13 protein-coding genes, 1 tRNA gene and 1 riboswitch are annotated in these 14,245 nt (G+C 46.0%); of the genes, 1 reads left to right on the top strand and 13 read right to left on the bottom strand.

Annotated elements, in window-relative coordinates; genetic code table 11:
• Window positions 1-2: 2 nt before the first annotated feature.
• The 5 genes from A7K50_RS08090 to rlmH all read right to left on the bottom strand — a co-directional run bounded on the left by A7K50_RS08090 (window position 3) and on the right by rlmH (window position 3,646).
• Window positions 3-881 carry an ATP-binding cassette domain-containing protein gene (locus A7K50_RS08090; protein WP_119775482.1) on the bottom strand — a complete coding sequence of 293 codons (879 nt, stop codon included), beginning with the start codon at window positions 879-881 and terminating at the stop codon, window positions 3-5.
• Complete coding sequence (gene cbiQ / locus A7K50_RS08085) at window positions 881-1,672, bottom strand: cobalt ECF transporter T component CbiQ (protein WP_119775480.1); 792 nt, start codon at window positions 1,670-1,672, stop codon at window positions 881-883. Before cbiQ ends, A7K50_RS08090 begins: the two co-directional genes overlap by 1 nt.
• Complete coding sequence (locus A7K50_RS08080) at window positions 1,656-1,982, bottom strand: energy-coupling factor ABC transporter substrate-binding protein (RefSeq protein WP_199698274.1); 327 nt, start codon at window positions 1,980-1,982, stop codon at window positions 1,656-1,658. Before A7K50_RS08080 ends, cbiQ begins: the two co-directional genes overlap by 17 nt.
• A 17-nt stretch (window positions 1,983-1,999) precedes the next feature.
• On the bottom strand, window positions 2,000-2,740 hold the full coding sequence (locus A7K50_RS08075; protein ID WP_119775477.1) for an energy-coupling factor ABC transporter permease: 741 nt from the start codon (window positions 2,738-2,740) through the stop codon (window positions 2,000-2,002).
• A gap of 131 nt (window positions 2,741-2,871) precedes the next feature.
• Window positions 2,872-3,066, bottom strand: a riboswitch (cobalamin riboswitch).
• A gap of 100 nt (window positions 3,067-3,166) precedes the next feature.
• A complete protein-coding gene (rlmH, locus tag A7K50_RS08070; RefSeq protein WP_199698273.1) occupies window positions 3,167-3,646 on the bottom strand; it encodes a 23S rRNA (pseudouridine(1915)-N(3))-methyltransferase RlmH in 480 nt (159 codons plus the stop codon).
• 144 nt (window positions 3,647-3,790) lie between these two features.
• On the opposite strand from rlmH, the gene A7K50_RS08065 reads away from it, so the two are divergent.
• The gene (locus tag A7K50_RS08065; protein WP_119775473.1) at window positions 3,791-4,000 is read left to right on the top strand and encodes an alpha/beta-type small acid-soluble spore protein; all 210 of its coding nucleotides are present in this window, start codon (window positions 3,791-3,793) and stop codon (window positions 3,998-4,000) included.
• Window positions 4,001-4,084: 84 nt separating this feature from the next.
• On the opposite strand, the gene A7K50_RS08060 is transcribed toward A7K50_RS08065, so the two are convergent.
• The 8 genes from A7K50_RS08060 to A7K50_RS08025 all read right to left on the bottom strand — a co-directional run bounded on the left by A7K50_RS08060 (window position 4,085) and on the right by A7K50_RS08025 (window position 14,141).
• Entirely contained in the window at window positions 4,085-8,458 is a 4,374-nt protein-coding gene (locus A7K50_RS08060; protein ID WP_119775471.1) for a 2-hydroxyacyl-CoA dehydratase, read from the bottom strand.
• Between the two features lie 305 nt (window positions 8,459-8,763).
• Window positions 8,764-9,933: a trypsin-like peptidase domain-containing protein gene (locus tag A7K50_RS08055; RefSeq protein WP_119775470.1), complete on the bottom strand. Its 1,170-nt coding sequence runs from the start codon at window positions 9,931-9,933 to the stop codon at window positions 8,764-8,766.
• A gap of 73 nt (window positions 9,934-10,006) precedes the next feature.
• Window positions 10,007-10,795: an MBL fold metallo-hydrolase gene (locus A7K50_RS08050; protein ID WP_119775468.1), complete on the bottom strand. Its 789-nt coding sequence runs from the start codon at window positions 10,793-10,795 to the stop codon at window positions 10,007-10,009.
• An 85-nt stretch (window positions 10,796-10,880) separates the two neighbouring features.
• Complete coding sequence (locus tag A7K50_RS08045; protein WP_119775467.1) at window positions 10,881-11,492, bottom strand: tetratricopeptide repeat protein; 612 nt, start codon at window positions 11,490-11,492, stop codon at window positions 10,881-10,883.
• 117 nt (window positions 11,493-11,609) lie between these two features.
• On the bottom strand, window positions 11,610-13,049 hold the full coding sequence (gene scfB, locus A7K50_RS08040) for a thioether cross-link-forming SCIFF peptide maturase (RefSeq protein WP_119775465.1): 1,440 nt from the start codon (window positions 13,047-13,049) through the stop codon (window positions 11,610-11,612).
• A gap of 145 nt (window positions 13,050-13,194) precedes the next feature.
• Complete coding sequence (gene scfA, locus A7K50_RS08035) at window positions 13,195-13,335, bottom strand: six-cysteine ranthipeptide SCIFF (RefSeq protein WP_019224921.1); 141 nt, start codon at window positions 13,333-13,335, stop codon at window positions 13,195-13,197.
• 14 nt (window positions 13,336-13,349) lie between these two features.
• Window positions 13,350-13,901, bottom strand: a complete 552-nt coding sequence (locus A7K50_RS08030; RefSeq protein ID WP_119775942.1) for a hypothetical protein — start codon at window positions 13,899-13,901, stop codon at window positions 13,350-13,352.
• 165 nt (window positions 13,902-14,066) lie between these two features.
• Window positions 14,067-14,141 (bottom strand) — tRNA-Gly (locus A7K50_RS08025).
• Window positions 14,142-14,245 lie beyond the last annotated feature (104 nt).

Genomic DNA, 14,245 nt, shown 5'->3' with positions numbered 1-14,245 from the left:
AATCAGTTTGTATCTTTCCAGTTAATTAAAGCTTTTCTGGCCTCAGATATGGTATTGGCAGGCTGGGCAAATTCAAAGCCATCTTTATCGTGCAAGATTTCCATAAGATGCCCAATTCTTGGGAGTCTGAGATTAATCCTTCTGATTTCCTCCGGATGCGAAAACACTTCCTGAGGCGTACCTTCCATTACAAGCCTGCCGTCATCGATTACATACGCATAATCGCAGTAAAGCGGGACAATATCAATGTCATGCGTTGAGATCACAACGGACAAATTCAGCTCAATTTGCAGTTTTCTGAGCAGCTTCATTAGCTCGCTGACTCCGAGTGGGTCAAGCCCTGCAGTCGGTTCATCCAAAATAAGCACTTCCGGCTCCATCACCAGAACGCCGGCAATGGCTGCACGTTTTTTCTGGCCAAAACTGAGGCTGTGTGTAGGCTTGTCTTTCAGGTGGGATATCCCGGTTCTCTTCATGGCTAGATCCACCCTTCTGCGGACTTCCTCCTCAGGCAGCTTTAGATTCATCGCTCCAAAGGAGATATCCTGATAGACACTGGCTGAAAACAACTGCTTATCCGGATCCTGAAAAACAATGCCAACAGATTTTCGAAGCTGTTTGAGACCTTTTACTGAATAATCCAGCGGCAGGCCCTTGAATAGGACTTCGCCGCCTGAAGGCTTATTGATGCCGTTAAAGGAAAGCAGCAACGTTGATTTTCCAGCACCGTTGCTTCCGAGGACTGCTGTCGTTTTCCCCTGTTTAATCCCAAGTGACAGGGCCTTTAAGGCCTGGGTTCCATCACTGTAGATGTAGTGGAGATTTCTGACTTCCAAGATATTTTTAGCCTCCACATTTTCAATCAAGCCATTTTCGGCCATTATAGCAAGCCTCCTGTCCATTGTTTGGAAAACAGCGCAACTGCAATCAGGAATAGGTTAATCAGCATAATCGGAATATATTCTGTCCAATGGGTCTCCGCCTGCTCATGGATCACACTGAGCTCACCGTCATATCCCCTGGCTTCAAGCGCAATATACAGTTCATCCGCCCTCTGATAAGACCGGATAAAAAGTGACGAAGCCAGAGCCGCCAATGAACGGTATCCGGAGGAAAGCCCCGCATAGCCCAAGCGAGAATTCTGCGCCGTAAACATGGTGTCTGCCATTTCTAAAAATACAAAAATAAACCGGTAGATCAGTCCCATCAATTCAACCATCAGTCTTGGAACTTTAAGCTTCCGAAGAACTGCCAACAGGTCTACCATTGGTGTACTCAGCGATAAATAATACAGACAGGAAACCGCGCCAAGCGCTTTAAAAAACAGATTTGCCGCACTTAAAATACCGGACTGCGACACCCCGATATACATGCCAAATGCATATACAGAGAATACAAAAACATCTTTGTCCCCTGAAACATTGACCGCAATGGTTAAAACGCCGATCACTAAAAAGGAAAGTGGGACAAGCATAAGTCTAATAAAAATTCTAACAGGTGTACCGCCTTTGCAAACGGTATACCAGCCCATGATCAGGAGCGTCAAGATTGACACCGCAACGGAATCAGCCCAGAGACAGACCCCCAAAACCAAAACGGCTAAGACTAGCTTTTTCAATGGATTCGTTTGTTTAAGCCTGGATAAATAAGCGTATTTATCGATGTAAATCATTGTTTACCGATTCTTCCTTTTTCTTACGACCCCGCAGATAACCTAACCCGTAGCCCAAAACACCTGCTCCGACAGCTGCCTGAAGCGCAAACAACAAGCTTTCAATTTCTCCGCTAGGCGGCTCCCAAATTGGTGAGAACCAGGCCTGGTAATTCCCGTTAAGTTCTGCTATAGCTTGTTCAGCTTGGCTGTCAGCCCCAGCAAACTCCGCATTTTTTTGCACAATGAGGGGTATAACGGCAAGCGCTATGACAATCGTAATTAAAATAATATTTGTGATGATAACCCGATTTTTATTCTTCGGTTTCATCGTTTCTACAGACACTTTCAGACCTCCTTTGAAAGTATTTTTAAGTCTTTAAGCTCATCCCCTGCATAGGATGAAATCGCCTTAAATATCAGCACAGTCAAAATACCTTCACTGATCGCCAATGGTACTTGCGTTAAGGCAAAAATACCTAGAAACTTGGTAAGTGATGCCATAACGCCGCCTGTTTCAGCTGGAAACGCCAGTGCAAGCTGCACCGATGTCGTGACGTAAGTCAATAAATCCCCAAGTGCGGCAGCGAGAAACACAGCAAGCCACTGCGGTCCATTTGCTTTCTTCACCATTTTGTATGTAGCAAAAGCTACCAGCGGCCCCACAATGCCCATCGAAAAAGTATTTGCCCCCAATGTTGTCAATCCGCCATGGGCCAGTAAGACAGCCTGAAACAGCAGTATGATCAAGCCAATTACGGCCATTGCGGTCGGTCCGAACAAGATAGCGCCAAAACCAACCCCTGTAGGATGCGAACTGCTTCCTGTAACGGAAGGAATCTTCAGGGAAGACAAAACAAAAGCAAAGGCACCTGCCATCGCCAAAAGCATTAATGTTTTGGGATGCTCTCCAACAGTTCTTCTGATAGAAAAAAAACCAGCCAGAACAAAAGGTATTGCCAAAGCACCCCAAGTAATACACCAACCCGCAGGAAGGAAGCCCTCCATGATATGCATGGCATATGTCTGCTGGGGCAAGAACATAAACATAAGTACGAGACCCATTATCCAAATCTTTTTATTTATCATCGTCAAACTCTCCTATATAAGATATGAAACAAAAAACCTCTCAACATCTTACGTCGAGAGGCTCATATGCTAGGAAGTTTTCCTCGGTAGTCTTGCACATACATCCCCCTCTCTATCACTCGTAGAGTATATGGTGAGACACTAAAACAGGTAGGTCTTCTGGCTTAAGCATCATCGATCTTCAGACCTTCCCAGTTTCCCAGTGGTATACCTGAAGAACTCCACTTTCACAGCGGCGTGACCGCGCGGGCTTCTACCCGACTTTCCTTATTCATTGAATGATACGCTTATCAGCTTCATTCAACACCTGTTCTGCCTATTCAGTTTTAATCCTGATTCATTATATCGCTCTTTCGACAAGGAATCAATATTATTTTTACTTTAGCCTTGAACATATTAATTGAAGTATCTTTACCTCCATCAATTCTATTTGTGGTAGGGTTCCCCTTTGCTAATCTTGCACGCCCGGTAAATCTGCTCCAGCAGGATAAGCCTGATCATCTGGTGCGGAAAGGTAAGCTTCGAGAACGACCACCGGTAATCGGCGCGTTTTCGGATTTCATCTGCCGTACCGAGAGATCCGCCAATCACAAAAGTGATCCGGCTCTGGCCTGAAAGCCCTTTTTCATCAAACAAAACGGCAAGTTCGGGTGAAGAAAGTTCCTTCCCCAGAAGATCCAGCAAAACCACATAATCCTGAGGTGAAATTAATTTAAGAACCTTTTCAGCTTCTTTCTGTTTTACTCTTACTTCGTCGGCAGCTGATGCCCTTTCGGGGCATGGTTCGTCCTCAACTTCAATCATCTCAAGCCGGATGTACGCGCTAAGACGCTTGGCGTATTCCTTCAGCCCTTCTTTTAAATAATTTTCTTTGATTTTCCCTACCGCTAGAACTTTGATCTGCAGCATGTTTTCTCCAACTCCAGTCACTATGTTTGCGTCCAAACATTTGCAATCAAAAACTTGAAGGTTAAATCTCTCTGATATTGGATTATTTACAATGAAGATTTTTTTCAAAAGTGTCAATAATATTGATGGAGGTGAAAAAAAATGAGTAAAACAAGTGAAAGCAAAAAAAAGCTGCTGCAGAATCTAAAAATGGAGGCTGCGGCTGAAATCGGCCATCTTGATTTTGTAAGGGAAAATAACGATCACTATAAAGGCGATGTTACTGCCAGACAGAATGGTCTGGAAGGAGGCCCGATCGGCGGCCAGATGGTCAAAAAAATGATCGCCTATGCCAAACAGCAGATGAAATAGAATAACGGACTCATTTAGTATTCCTAATCTACTTCAATAAATATTCAAAACTTCTTCAGCCTACAATACTGAAGAGGTTTTTTGTTATATAATCTTCTGTTCGGAATACGACTGCTCTGTACCTTCTTCAGTGTTATGCAAAGCTGCCGCTTCCTCGCCGGGTGCAGATTGCATTTGCCCGGCGTTGTTATTCATTTTGTTTCTATCGTTCGTATTGGCATTATTGAGTGCTTCCGACCTCTCCATATTTTTGAAAGCGACTGAAAGCATCAGTTTAATTCTGTTGATCTGATTCACCTGGCTGGCACCCGGATCGTAATCGATTGGCACAATATTCGCCAGCGGGTAGTGCCGTTTAAGTTCGCGGACCATCCCTTTACCCGTGATATGATTTGGCAGGCAGGCAAACGGCTGCAGACAGGCAACGTTTGTTGCTCCGCTTTCTATCAGTTCCAGCATTTCTGCGGTCAGGAACCAGCCTTCACCGGTCTGATGTCCGAGATGCATGATCTTGCCGGCCATATCGGCCAACTCATAAATCGATTTGGGAGGATGGAAACGGTTGCTCTTTGCCAAAGTGCGTTTCATTACCCGGCGGTAGTTTTCCAATCGCCAGATAATATAGCGGCTGATAAGCTCGCTTTTCAGTGAGCCAGCGAGTTCTTTTCTTCTGAATATTGTTCCATACGCACAGTACATAAAGAAATCCATCAGATCCGGCAGAACGGCTTCGGCGCCTTCCTTTTCCAGAACATCCACAATAAAATTATTGGCAAATGGATGAAATTTGACGAGGATCTCCCCAACCACCCCGACCTTTGGTTTCTTAACATCCAGGATCTCAATATGATCAAAGTCCTTGATAATTCGGCGGATATTTCGGTGATATTCCCGCAGGTTCATCGCAGTCAGGGTCGGCTTTAGTTTCTTCAGCCATTTGGCCAGAAGATCATTCGTTTCTCCTTTATTTTTCTCATAGGGTCGTATGGCATTAGTTACGCGCATCAGCAGATCGCCATAAACCGTAGCCATCACGCAACGTTTGATCATCTTCATGGAAAGTTTGAACCCGGGATTGGATTCGAGACCGCCGGCATTAAGGGAAATAACCGGAATCTGTTCCATGCCGGCATCTTTTAAGGCTTTACGGATAAAGCCAATATAATTGCTGGCCCGGCAGCCGCCGCCTGTTTGCGACATGATGACTGCCGTCTTGTTCAGGTCATAACGGCCTGATTTCAGTGCCGCCATAATTTGACCGACAACTAAGATTGACGGATAGCAGGCATCGTTATGCACATGCAGAAGTCCCTGTTCGACGACATCCATCTCGACATCAGGCAGAATCTCTATCTTATAGCCTTCCAAACGGGTAGCTTCTTCAATAAGTTCAAAATGGATCGGTGCCATCTGTGGAGAAAGAATCGTATACTCATGCTTCATTTCTTCTGTAAACATGACTCTTTTAGGTGTCTCAAAAAGCTTATGCGCATGAATTTCTTTTTTGTCTCTTTCCTTCATTGCAGCGAGCAATGACCGTATCCGGATACGAATAGCACCCAGATTATTGATCTCATCAATTTTAACCAAGGTATAGGTCTTTCTGTACTGATGCAGTATCTCCTGAACCTGATCCGTGGTGACGGCATCCAGTCCGCAGCCAAACGAATTCAATTGGACAAGTTCCAAGTCATCCCTGGTTGCCACAAAACTTGCTGCCGCATACAGCCTGGAGTGGTAGACCCATTGGTCGAGGACGCGCAGAGGCCTTTCCACCTGACCAAGATGAGCGACAGAATCTTCAGTCAGCACAGCGATCCCCAGACCGGTAATCATCTCTGGAATCCCGTGGTTGATCTCCGGATCGGTATGATACGGCCGACCGGCAAGTACGATGCCTTTCAGGTTGTTCTTTTGCAAATAGTCCAATACTTCTTCCGCTTTGTTTCTGAGGTCCTGGCGAACAGCATCTCTTTCGGCAAAAGCCTTATCTACAGCACTTGCTGCCTCTTGTCGTGTTATACCCATCGCTTTAAATTCTTCATAGATCCGAACTTTTAAACGCGCCATATCATCAATCGGCAGGAACGGGAAAATAAATGCAACTTCTTTGTTCCTTATTTCATCCACATTGGCATGAAGAGATTCCGGATAAGAAGTGACAATCGGGCAGTTGTAATTATTATTGGCGCCAGCCAGCTCTTTTTCATCTCTCGGAAGGCACGGATAGAAAATCCGCTTGACCCCTTTGTTCAGAAGGTCCTTAATATGCCCGTTGGCCAGTTTGGCCGGATAGCACAGCGACTCAGAAGCTACGGTCTCCATGCCGAGCTCAAATATCTTTTTTGAGGAGCGGCCGGACAAAATAACTCTGAAACCGAGCTCCGTTAGCAGCGTAAACCAGAACGGATAATGTTCATACATATTCAGGACCCGTGGAATCCCGATTTCGCCACGGGTTGCTTCTTCCTTTTTGAGTGGTTTATAGGCAAATAGACGCTCATATTTATAGGCAAAAAGGTTCGGAATATCCTCAGAGGTGTTTTCCAGTCCGGCTCCGCGCTCGCAGCGGTTTCCTGTCAGAAACTCCCTGCCGTCCGAGAATTGGTTGACCGTCAACAGGCAATTATTGCCGCATAGGCCACAGTGGCGCGTATGGGTCTCCGTAAGGAAATCCTCCAGTTCATTTTCACCAAGCAGGGTAGTCTGTTCTCCGGCCTGATAATGGTCGCGGGCAATAAGAGCTGCTCCGAACGCGCCCATGATACCGGCAATGTCCGGACGAATGACCTGGCGGCCCGTGACACGTTCAAAACTTCTTAAAACAGCATCATTATTAAACGTTCCGCCCTGAACAACAATTTTCTTACCAACTTCGGAAGAATTGTGCAGGCGGATGACTTTGTATAACGCATTTTTGACAACTGAATACGAGATCCCGGCCGCGATGCTGCCGATATCCGCGCCTTCTTTTTGAACCTGTTTGATTTTGGAATTCATAAATACGGTGCAACGGGTACCCAAATCGACCGGGGTCTTCGAAAATAAACCTTTTTGCACAAATTCTGAGAGAGATAAACTCAGAGATTGGGCCAGCGTCTCGATAAATGACCCACAGCCCGAAGAACATGCTTCATTCAGCATGATATTATGAATAACGCCGTCGCGGATCTGCATGCATTTCATGTCCTGGCCACCGATATCGAGGATAAAGTCAACACCGGGCAGAAAATATTCGGCGCCCTTAAGGTGGGCAACCGTTTCTATTTCTCCGTAATCAACTTTGAGGGCAGCCTTTAGCAGGGCTTCTCCATAGCCGGTCACGACGGAACCGCCAATCGTAGCTCCGGACGGCAAAGCCTGATAAAGCTTTTGCAGAGCAGAAACCGTAGATTTTAACGGACTTCCTCCGTTACTTCCATAATGGGAATAAAGTAAATTGCCATCTTCATCGATCAGAGCCAGTTTCGTCGTGGTCGATCCGGCATCGATACCCAAAAAGCAGGTTCCCCTGACTTCTGCCAGCGGTCTCTTCGCGACGGAATTTCCTCGATGCCTTTGACTGAAGGCTTCATACTCTTCTTCACTGGCAAACAAAGGCTGGAGGAGGGTAGTGGCCGAATCCGAATTATGCAGATTCGGGATGTTCTCATAGATCACGTGAAGATCGCAGACTTCACTCTGTTTCGAAGCCAGGGCTGCCCCAATCGCCACAAAAAACTGAGCATTATCTGGCACGATAATATTTTCCGGTTTAAGCTTCAAGGTCTCAATAAAGCGCTGGCGCAGTTCAGGCAGGAAAGAAAGCGGTCCGCCCAGAAATGCCACATTGCCCCGGATTGGTTTGCCACAGGCTAAACCCGCAATGGTCTGATTCACGACAGCCTGAAAAATCGAGGCGGCAATATCTTCCTTGGCCGCACCTTCGTTTAAGAGCGGTTGAATATCTGTTTTAGCAAAAACCCCGCAGCGCGAAGCAATCGGATAAATCTCCTGATGATGCGAAGCCAGTTCATTGAGACCCGCAGCATCGGTTTTCAGCAAGATGGCCATTTGATCAATAAACGCACCTGTCCCGCCGGCGCAGGTACCGTTCATCCTGAGTTCGGGCGATTCCCCAAAATATGTGATCTTGGCATCTTCGCCGCCCAGCTCTATCGCGACATCCGTATCCGGAATAAATCGTTCAACAGCTTTTTGGCAGGCAATGACCTCCTGAATAAAAGGAATCCCAATCTGTTCGGAAGTGGACATACCGCTTGAACCTGTCACGTTCATGGTGACTTTTTCATTGCGGAACTGACTGTAAATCTTTTGCAGGAGGTTGCTGACTGTATGCTGGACATCTGAAAAATGCCTTTGGTAGCTGCTGAAAACCAAGTTATCTTTTTCATCAAGTATTGCAATTTTGACGGTGGTCGAACCGACATCCAGTCCGATATGCATTTGTTTCGTCATTCACCTGTCTCCTTCTGTTTAAACAACCTGCTCAATCTATAAAAAACAGCGTTTTAATATTTTTTTGTATCAAACTTTATTATATCAGGTTTCATCTGTGTAACAAAATAGCAACTTTTTCTGTCCGGTCCTGTGTCTCGTCCTGCTTAGTATCTCGTCCTTATTATTGTATGAGAATACCGGGAAAAACGCCTATCCCTATAGAAAATGTGACTGCCGCCAAGCTTTTGGCGGCAGTCTTTAGCTGATATAGTCGAATGTCTTCCTATAGCTGATTCGTTCGACCTTTCTAGTTTCTGGCTACTCTATTCTGATCTGATTTCTCCGAGGACCGCATCCGTTTTATACGTGCTGCCACCCCGGAAATAGCTGACAGATACTTTGTCTCCCGGCTTGTATTTAAAGAGTTCGTGTGTCAGCTCCAGAGAATTGGTTATGGCTGTTCCGTTAATGGCCGTAATGATATCTCCGGCCTGGATACTGGCTTTAGCTGCCGCCCCACCGTTTTCAACACTGGCGATATAGCAGCCTGCCGGCCAGTCTTTGAATGAAGCATATTCCTCCGTGTAGCGGTCGTCGATATTGATCTGCAAAGCCGGATGACTCGCAAATCCTTTTTCAATGAGCTGCTGAATTACAGGCAGCGCATCGGAAATTGGGATCGCAAACCCCATACCTTCAAAGCCCTGGGTATCGTTTTTGGCTGAATTGATTCCGACAACCTGGCCGCTGTAATTGACGAGCGGCCCACCGCTGTTGCCTGGGTTAATCGCCGCATCCGTCTGAATCAGATTGAAGCTGGCTTCCCCCTGCAGCTGAAGAAACCTGTCTGTCGCTGATACCACACCGGCTGTGACTGTACGGGCAAAATCCTGGCCTCCCGGATTCCCGATCGCAACAACAGATTCTCCGACTTTTAACGCTGCGGAATCTCCGAGCTGGACAGCCGCAAGTTCCTTCGTACCGTCAATTTTGAGCACGGCAAGATCGGTCCGCGGATCACCGCCGACAAGCGTTCCAGGAACATCCCGACCATCGGCAAGCGAAATTATAATTTTTTCAGCATCTCCAATGACATGATAGTTGGTAACAATATAGCCATGGGCAGCATTGATGATAAAGCCGGAACCGCTTCCTGCTTCACTGAGTCCATCACTGCTGCCGGCAAAAATATTCCCGCTATACTGAAAGTTGGCCACACCTACGACAGCAGGCCCTACTGTGCTGGCAATATTAACCACCGGTGACTCTCCACCGGCAGTACTCGAGGATGTAATCGGGGGATTTTCTGCCTGCTGAACGACAACCTTATTACCGCCCTCCAAATAATTGCCTTGAGGATATACCGCAGGAACAAGGACGACAGCAATCAAGCCTCCCAGAATTGCGCTGATGACAGCAAGCAAAACTGTTGAAACAATACGGGGTTTCCCACTCCTTCGTCCGAAATCGTCCCGGTCATTATAATCATCCATCTGACATTCCTCCTATCCAGTATGTATCATGTCTACCTTAAATTTAGTCTGTCAGTTATGTTCTCTTGACATACTATCCCAGTGTAATAAGTTCGTGCGGACAATGTCTTGGTGCGACCCTGATTTTTAGATTCGCGCATTTTTTCTTAACCTGCGAATCCCGAAGCATCTCCACGACTGTACTGAGCGCCATTTGCGGCGTATTATTTTCTTCACTTAAGTGAGCAAGCACGACTTTTTGCGTATTTTCACCAAGCCATTCCGTCAAGGCCTCAGCAAGCTGGACATTGCTCAGATGTCCAGCATTTCCGCTGACTCTTTTCTTCAAATAGTACGGATATCTTCCGTGCCATAGTGTTTCCAAATCGTGGTTTGCCTCGACGACGTAGGCATTACAGCCCCGAAGATTCCGATGCATCTCTTCCGTAACAATGCCGCTGTCAGTCGCTATGCCAAGCGTATGCGTTTTACCTGTTATTTTAAGACCGTAGCTTTCCCTGCTGTCGTGGGAAGTCGGGAAGAGTTTTACCTCCATACCCGCAAGAAAGATGTCCCGATCAATAATTCTTTTCTGTTCAGAATCAATATCCCCAACCACCGTTTCAATTTCCTGCCAAATTCCGGCTGTCGCATAGACGGGAATCTTCAGCTTGCGGGCCAGCACGCCGGCTCCCTTGACATGGTCGGAATGTTCATGGGTAATGATGATACCTTCCAGCTGAAGAGCGGTGATATCAATCATCTCGAGGTTCGTAAGCACTCTCTTGGCCGCAATGCCGCAATCCACAAGCAGACTCCTGTTTTCTTCCCCTACACATATGGCATTACCGGAACTGCCGCTGGCCAGTGTTGCAAAATACATCTGTTCACCTTCCCGATCTGTGATTCAGGCGCTTACTCATTCTGTCATTAACATGTCTGTCGTTACTTGTCTCTGGCTCGTTTGTCTAAGGCTCAATGTCCTGAGCTCTTGCTATCATTTCCTCGAGCTTGGTCTTCATCTTTTCATCCGTATTGTATTTCAACGCCGTCTGCCAGTACTGCTCGGCCTTCTTGTAATCTTCTTTGCTGTAAAACTGGAACATCCCATACCAATACAGCACATCCACATTTTGCGGTTCCTTTTCGATTAATTCCTTGTATGTTTCATCCGCAAGATCAGAATCACGTGAAAGGAATGCGGATATTGCAAGTTTTAACCTTACATCATTGTCGTCTTTCTGTGCCAGGACCTTTTGGTAATGCGTTATTGCATTCTGCAGATCTTCCTGGTATTCTTCATCGTTAAGCTCAATTGTTGTACTCGCTTTACGATAATAAGCGTCGGCCAGAGCCAGCTGCGCTCCGACGTCTTCCGGGTTCTTTTCGAGTGCTGCGCTGAGTTCCACGACGGCCTGCTTCCGCTGATTGTATTCCTGCTCCAACGCTTCCTGGCCCTGGGTATCTTCCGTATTATCAGACCCCGGAAGGGAAATTGCATAAAATGTTGATCCAATAAGGGAAATGCAGATGATCCCTATAATCATACCTACGGTGATTTTTTGAACTTTTTTTTTCATTTTTTCTCTTTCTCCTAACCTGCAACCTTCCTATTATCAATAATAGGAAGGCTAGTTAATCTCTCCTTAGAAACAATAGCGTCAAAGAAGCTCTTCCTTTGTGCCAGGGTTCTCTTGTTAAACAAGAACCCTTTGCCTGGCTTCCATGATTTTAAGATAGTATGCGACTTCAAGCCTTTTCTTCTGCAGCTCGCATCCCATCGGATACACTTTTGTCAGTTCCCCGCTGAAAGCTTCATTGGCTGCATGGCATCCGCCGCTGCATGAGAAGCGTGCCCAGCAGACGCGGCATTCTTCCTTCGCATAGACCTGCGCCTGGCGGAAGGACTGAACAATTTCTTCCTTTAGTTCACAGTTCAGATTATTCACAGATCCCATTTTATATTTTTCCTGTCCGACAAACTGGTGACAGGGGTAAATATCCCCCTCCGGCGAAACGGCTACATACTCATGTCCGGCCCCACAGCCCGATAGCCTCTTAATCAGGCAAGGCCCTTCATCGAGACCTGCATTGAAGTGAAAAAAGACAAATTCTTTCCCTGCCTCGCGATATTCCAGTACTTTTTCTCCTAAAATATCGTAGCTTTCTTTGATTTCTGCCAAATCTTCCTCTCTGAAAGCATACACTTCCTGCGGAGAAGCTACCACCGGCTCCACAGAGATCCTTCGGATGCCGCTGTCCGCCATATGCAGGACATCCTTGTAAAAGTCTTTATTGAAATGTGTATAGGTTCCCCGGACATAAAAATAATTGCCAACAGCATAACGCGATGTCTCCGACCGCATTTCCGTAAATTTAAGAATCTGCGGCATAATCCGGTCATAACTTCCGGCTCCGTTCAGGAAAGGCCGCATTCTGTCGTTTACTTCCTTGCGTCCATCCAGACTCAGTACAACACTGATTCCTTCGTCTTCCAAGAATCTGGTGGTTTCTTCATTCATCAAAACTGCATTCGTTGTCAGCGTAAACTTGATTTTTTTACCGGCCTGAGCGGCTATTTCCCTGCCGTAAACAATCAATTCCCTGATAACCGGCAAATTCATCAGCGGCTCGCCGCCAAAGAAATCAACCTCGCAATGCCCCCGGTCTCCGCTGTGATCCAATAAAAATTTCAACGCTTTCTTGCCTGTCTCAACGTTCATTAATTCGCGGTTGCCGCCGAAAGGTCCTGTTCCCGCGAAACAATATTTACAGCGCAGGTTGCAGTCATGCGCAACGTGCAGGCACATCGCCTTGATCACCGGCCGGTCAGAAAACGACAGTACTGTTTCTTCGGGCTCGCAAGAAAACAACAGCTTTTGATCCTGAAGCACTTTCAATTCTGCCAGGATTTCCTGTTTTTCTTCAGAAGAAAGATTATACCCGCAACTGTCCAACATCTCTTCTGAATCTTCCAAACTGTTTTTCTGCTGATATGTTATCAATTCCTGAATAAAAGCATATGTCTTGTCATCGATCACATGAAGCGACCCTGAATTGACATCGTAGGCAATCTGAAGTTTCCCTTGCGTATACACGTGTACATTTTTTGCTATATTGTAGTTCCTTAATTTCATGTTTCTGTATCCTCTACCCATCGTAATAGTTTTCAGAACAATTATACCATTGAAATACCTTTATGAAAAAAGAAAACTTGGCTGACGCCAAGCTTTTTTACAGAACCCCGTTATAAATAACCGTCTGTCTTCTATAATGTTCCTGTTATTTTTCACAAACCTGATTGCCAACTGTACAAGAAGTCTTACAAGCCGATTGGCAAGATGTCTGGCATTTTCCGCATCCTCCGGTTTTAGCTGTTGAAGCTAAGTTCCCCTTAATGACTGTCTGAATATGTTTAGCCATGTGTATCCTCCTTATTATTGTTTAGGCTGACTGAACAAGTAGATGACCTTTCCTTCAGCGGAGTATCCGGTGATATCTGCGCTTACCGATGGGACCTGCGGTTCACTGACAAATGCATACCATAGTCTCAGCTGATCGGTGTTAACAACCTTCCCCTGAACCTTTTCCCCATCGGTCGTCGTAACACTTACACGTACAATATCCTTATTCGTCACCTTGCCATAATAGACTGAATATTGGGTGCCGCCTTCTCCAAGATCCGCATATCGCCACTGTAGGCCATCGGGATAAGTAACAAGCTTGCCAATCGCACTTCCTGTCCATTTCCAGCCAAAACTGTTTTTCGTAAATATCCCTGTGCTTAATTCTTCTTCAAATGTGTAAAACACGATTCCGGAATTGTCACTGACTTGTTCAATATGCACCAGGTTATATCCCTTGGGAATAAGCGGTTTAGCTTTCACCACCGCGTCTTCCAATGAGTTGCATCCGCCTAATACTGCTGTCATGATCACAATCGACAAAATTGCTACAATTTTCTTGAGCTTGCCCTTCTTGCGAAACATTCGGCTGTTAGAGTCAGATAACATTCTTTTTCTTTCAGCTCCTTTCGGCTTAACGCCTCACTAAAGCCTCGTGTAATCTTTATTATACATGCGTCCCGCTAAAATACCATTAATTAGCTTTTCCGATAAAAAAACCAGCTTAAAACTGGCCTTATATTCTTAAATTGGAGCGGAAGACGGGATTCGAACCCGCGACCCTCGGCTTGGGAAGCCAATGCTCTACCGCTGAGCCACTTCCGCATGATATTTCAAGGCTTTAGACTTCCTAGCATGTTCTAGGAGCATGGCGTACCTTTGTCGGGTAAGCATTATTATACTTCAAAATTTAATACTAGGCAAGATTA

This window comes from Dehalobacter sp. MCB1, from assembly GCF_003590275.1.
Lineage (GTDB): Bacteria > Bacillota > Desulfitobacteriia > Desulfitobacteriales > Syntrophobotulaceae > Dehalobacter.
The sequence above is the reverse complement of the archived record's forward strand: the minus strand, read 5'-3'. Positions and strand labels throughout refer to the sequence as shown.

Coding starts and splice junctions, on each gene's coding strand:
- A7K50_RS08090 (WP_119775482.1), bottom strand. CDS start 881: ATGGCCGAAAATGGCTTGATTGAAAATGTGGAGGCTAAAAATATCTTG.
- cbiQ (WP_119775480.1), bottom strand. CDS start 1,672: ATGATTTACATCGATAAATACGCTTATTTATCCAGGCTTAAACAAACG.
- A7K50_RS08080 (WP_199698274.1), bottom strand. CDS start 1,982: ATGAAACCGAAGAATAAAAATCGGGTTATCATCACAAATATTATTTTA.
- A7K50_RS08075 (WP_119775477.1), bottom strand. CDS start 2,740: ATGATAAATAAAAAGATTTGGATAATGGGTCTCGTACTTATGTTTATG.
- A7K50_RS08065 (WP_119775473.1), top strand. CDS start 3,791: ATGAGTAAAACAAGTGAAAGCAAAAAAAAGCTGCTGCAGAATCTAAAA.
- A7K50_RS08060 (WP_119775471.1), bottom strand. CDS start 8,458: ATGACGAAACAAATGCATATCGGACTGGATGTCGGTTCGACCACCGTC.
- A7K50_RS08055 (WP_119775470.1), bottom strand. CDS start 9,933: ATGGATGATTATAATGACCGGGACGATTTCGGACGAAGGAGTGGGAAA.
- A7K50_RS08050 (WP_119775468.1), bottom strand. CDS start 10,795: ATGTATTTTGCAACACTGGCCAGCGGCAGTTCCGGTAATGCCATATGT.
- A7K50_RS08045 (WP_119775467.1), bottom strand. CDS start 11,492: ATGAAAAAAAAAGTTCAAAAAATCACCGTAGGTATGATTATAGGGATC.
- scfB (WP_119775465.1), bottom strand. CDS start 13,049: ATGAAATTAAGGAACTACAATATAGCAAAAAATGTACACGTGTATACG.
- scfA (WP_019224921.1), bottom strand. CDS start 13,335: ATGGCTAAACATATTCAGACAGTCATTAAGGGGAACTTAGCTTCAACA.
- A7K50_RS08030 (WP_119775942.1), bottom strand. CDS start 13,901: ATGTTTCGCAAGAAGGGCAAGCTCAAGAAAATTGTAGCAATTTTGTCG.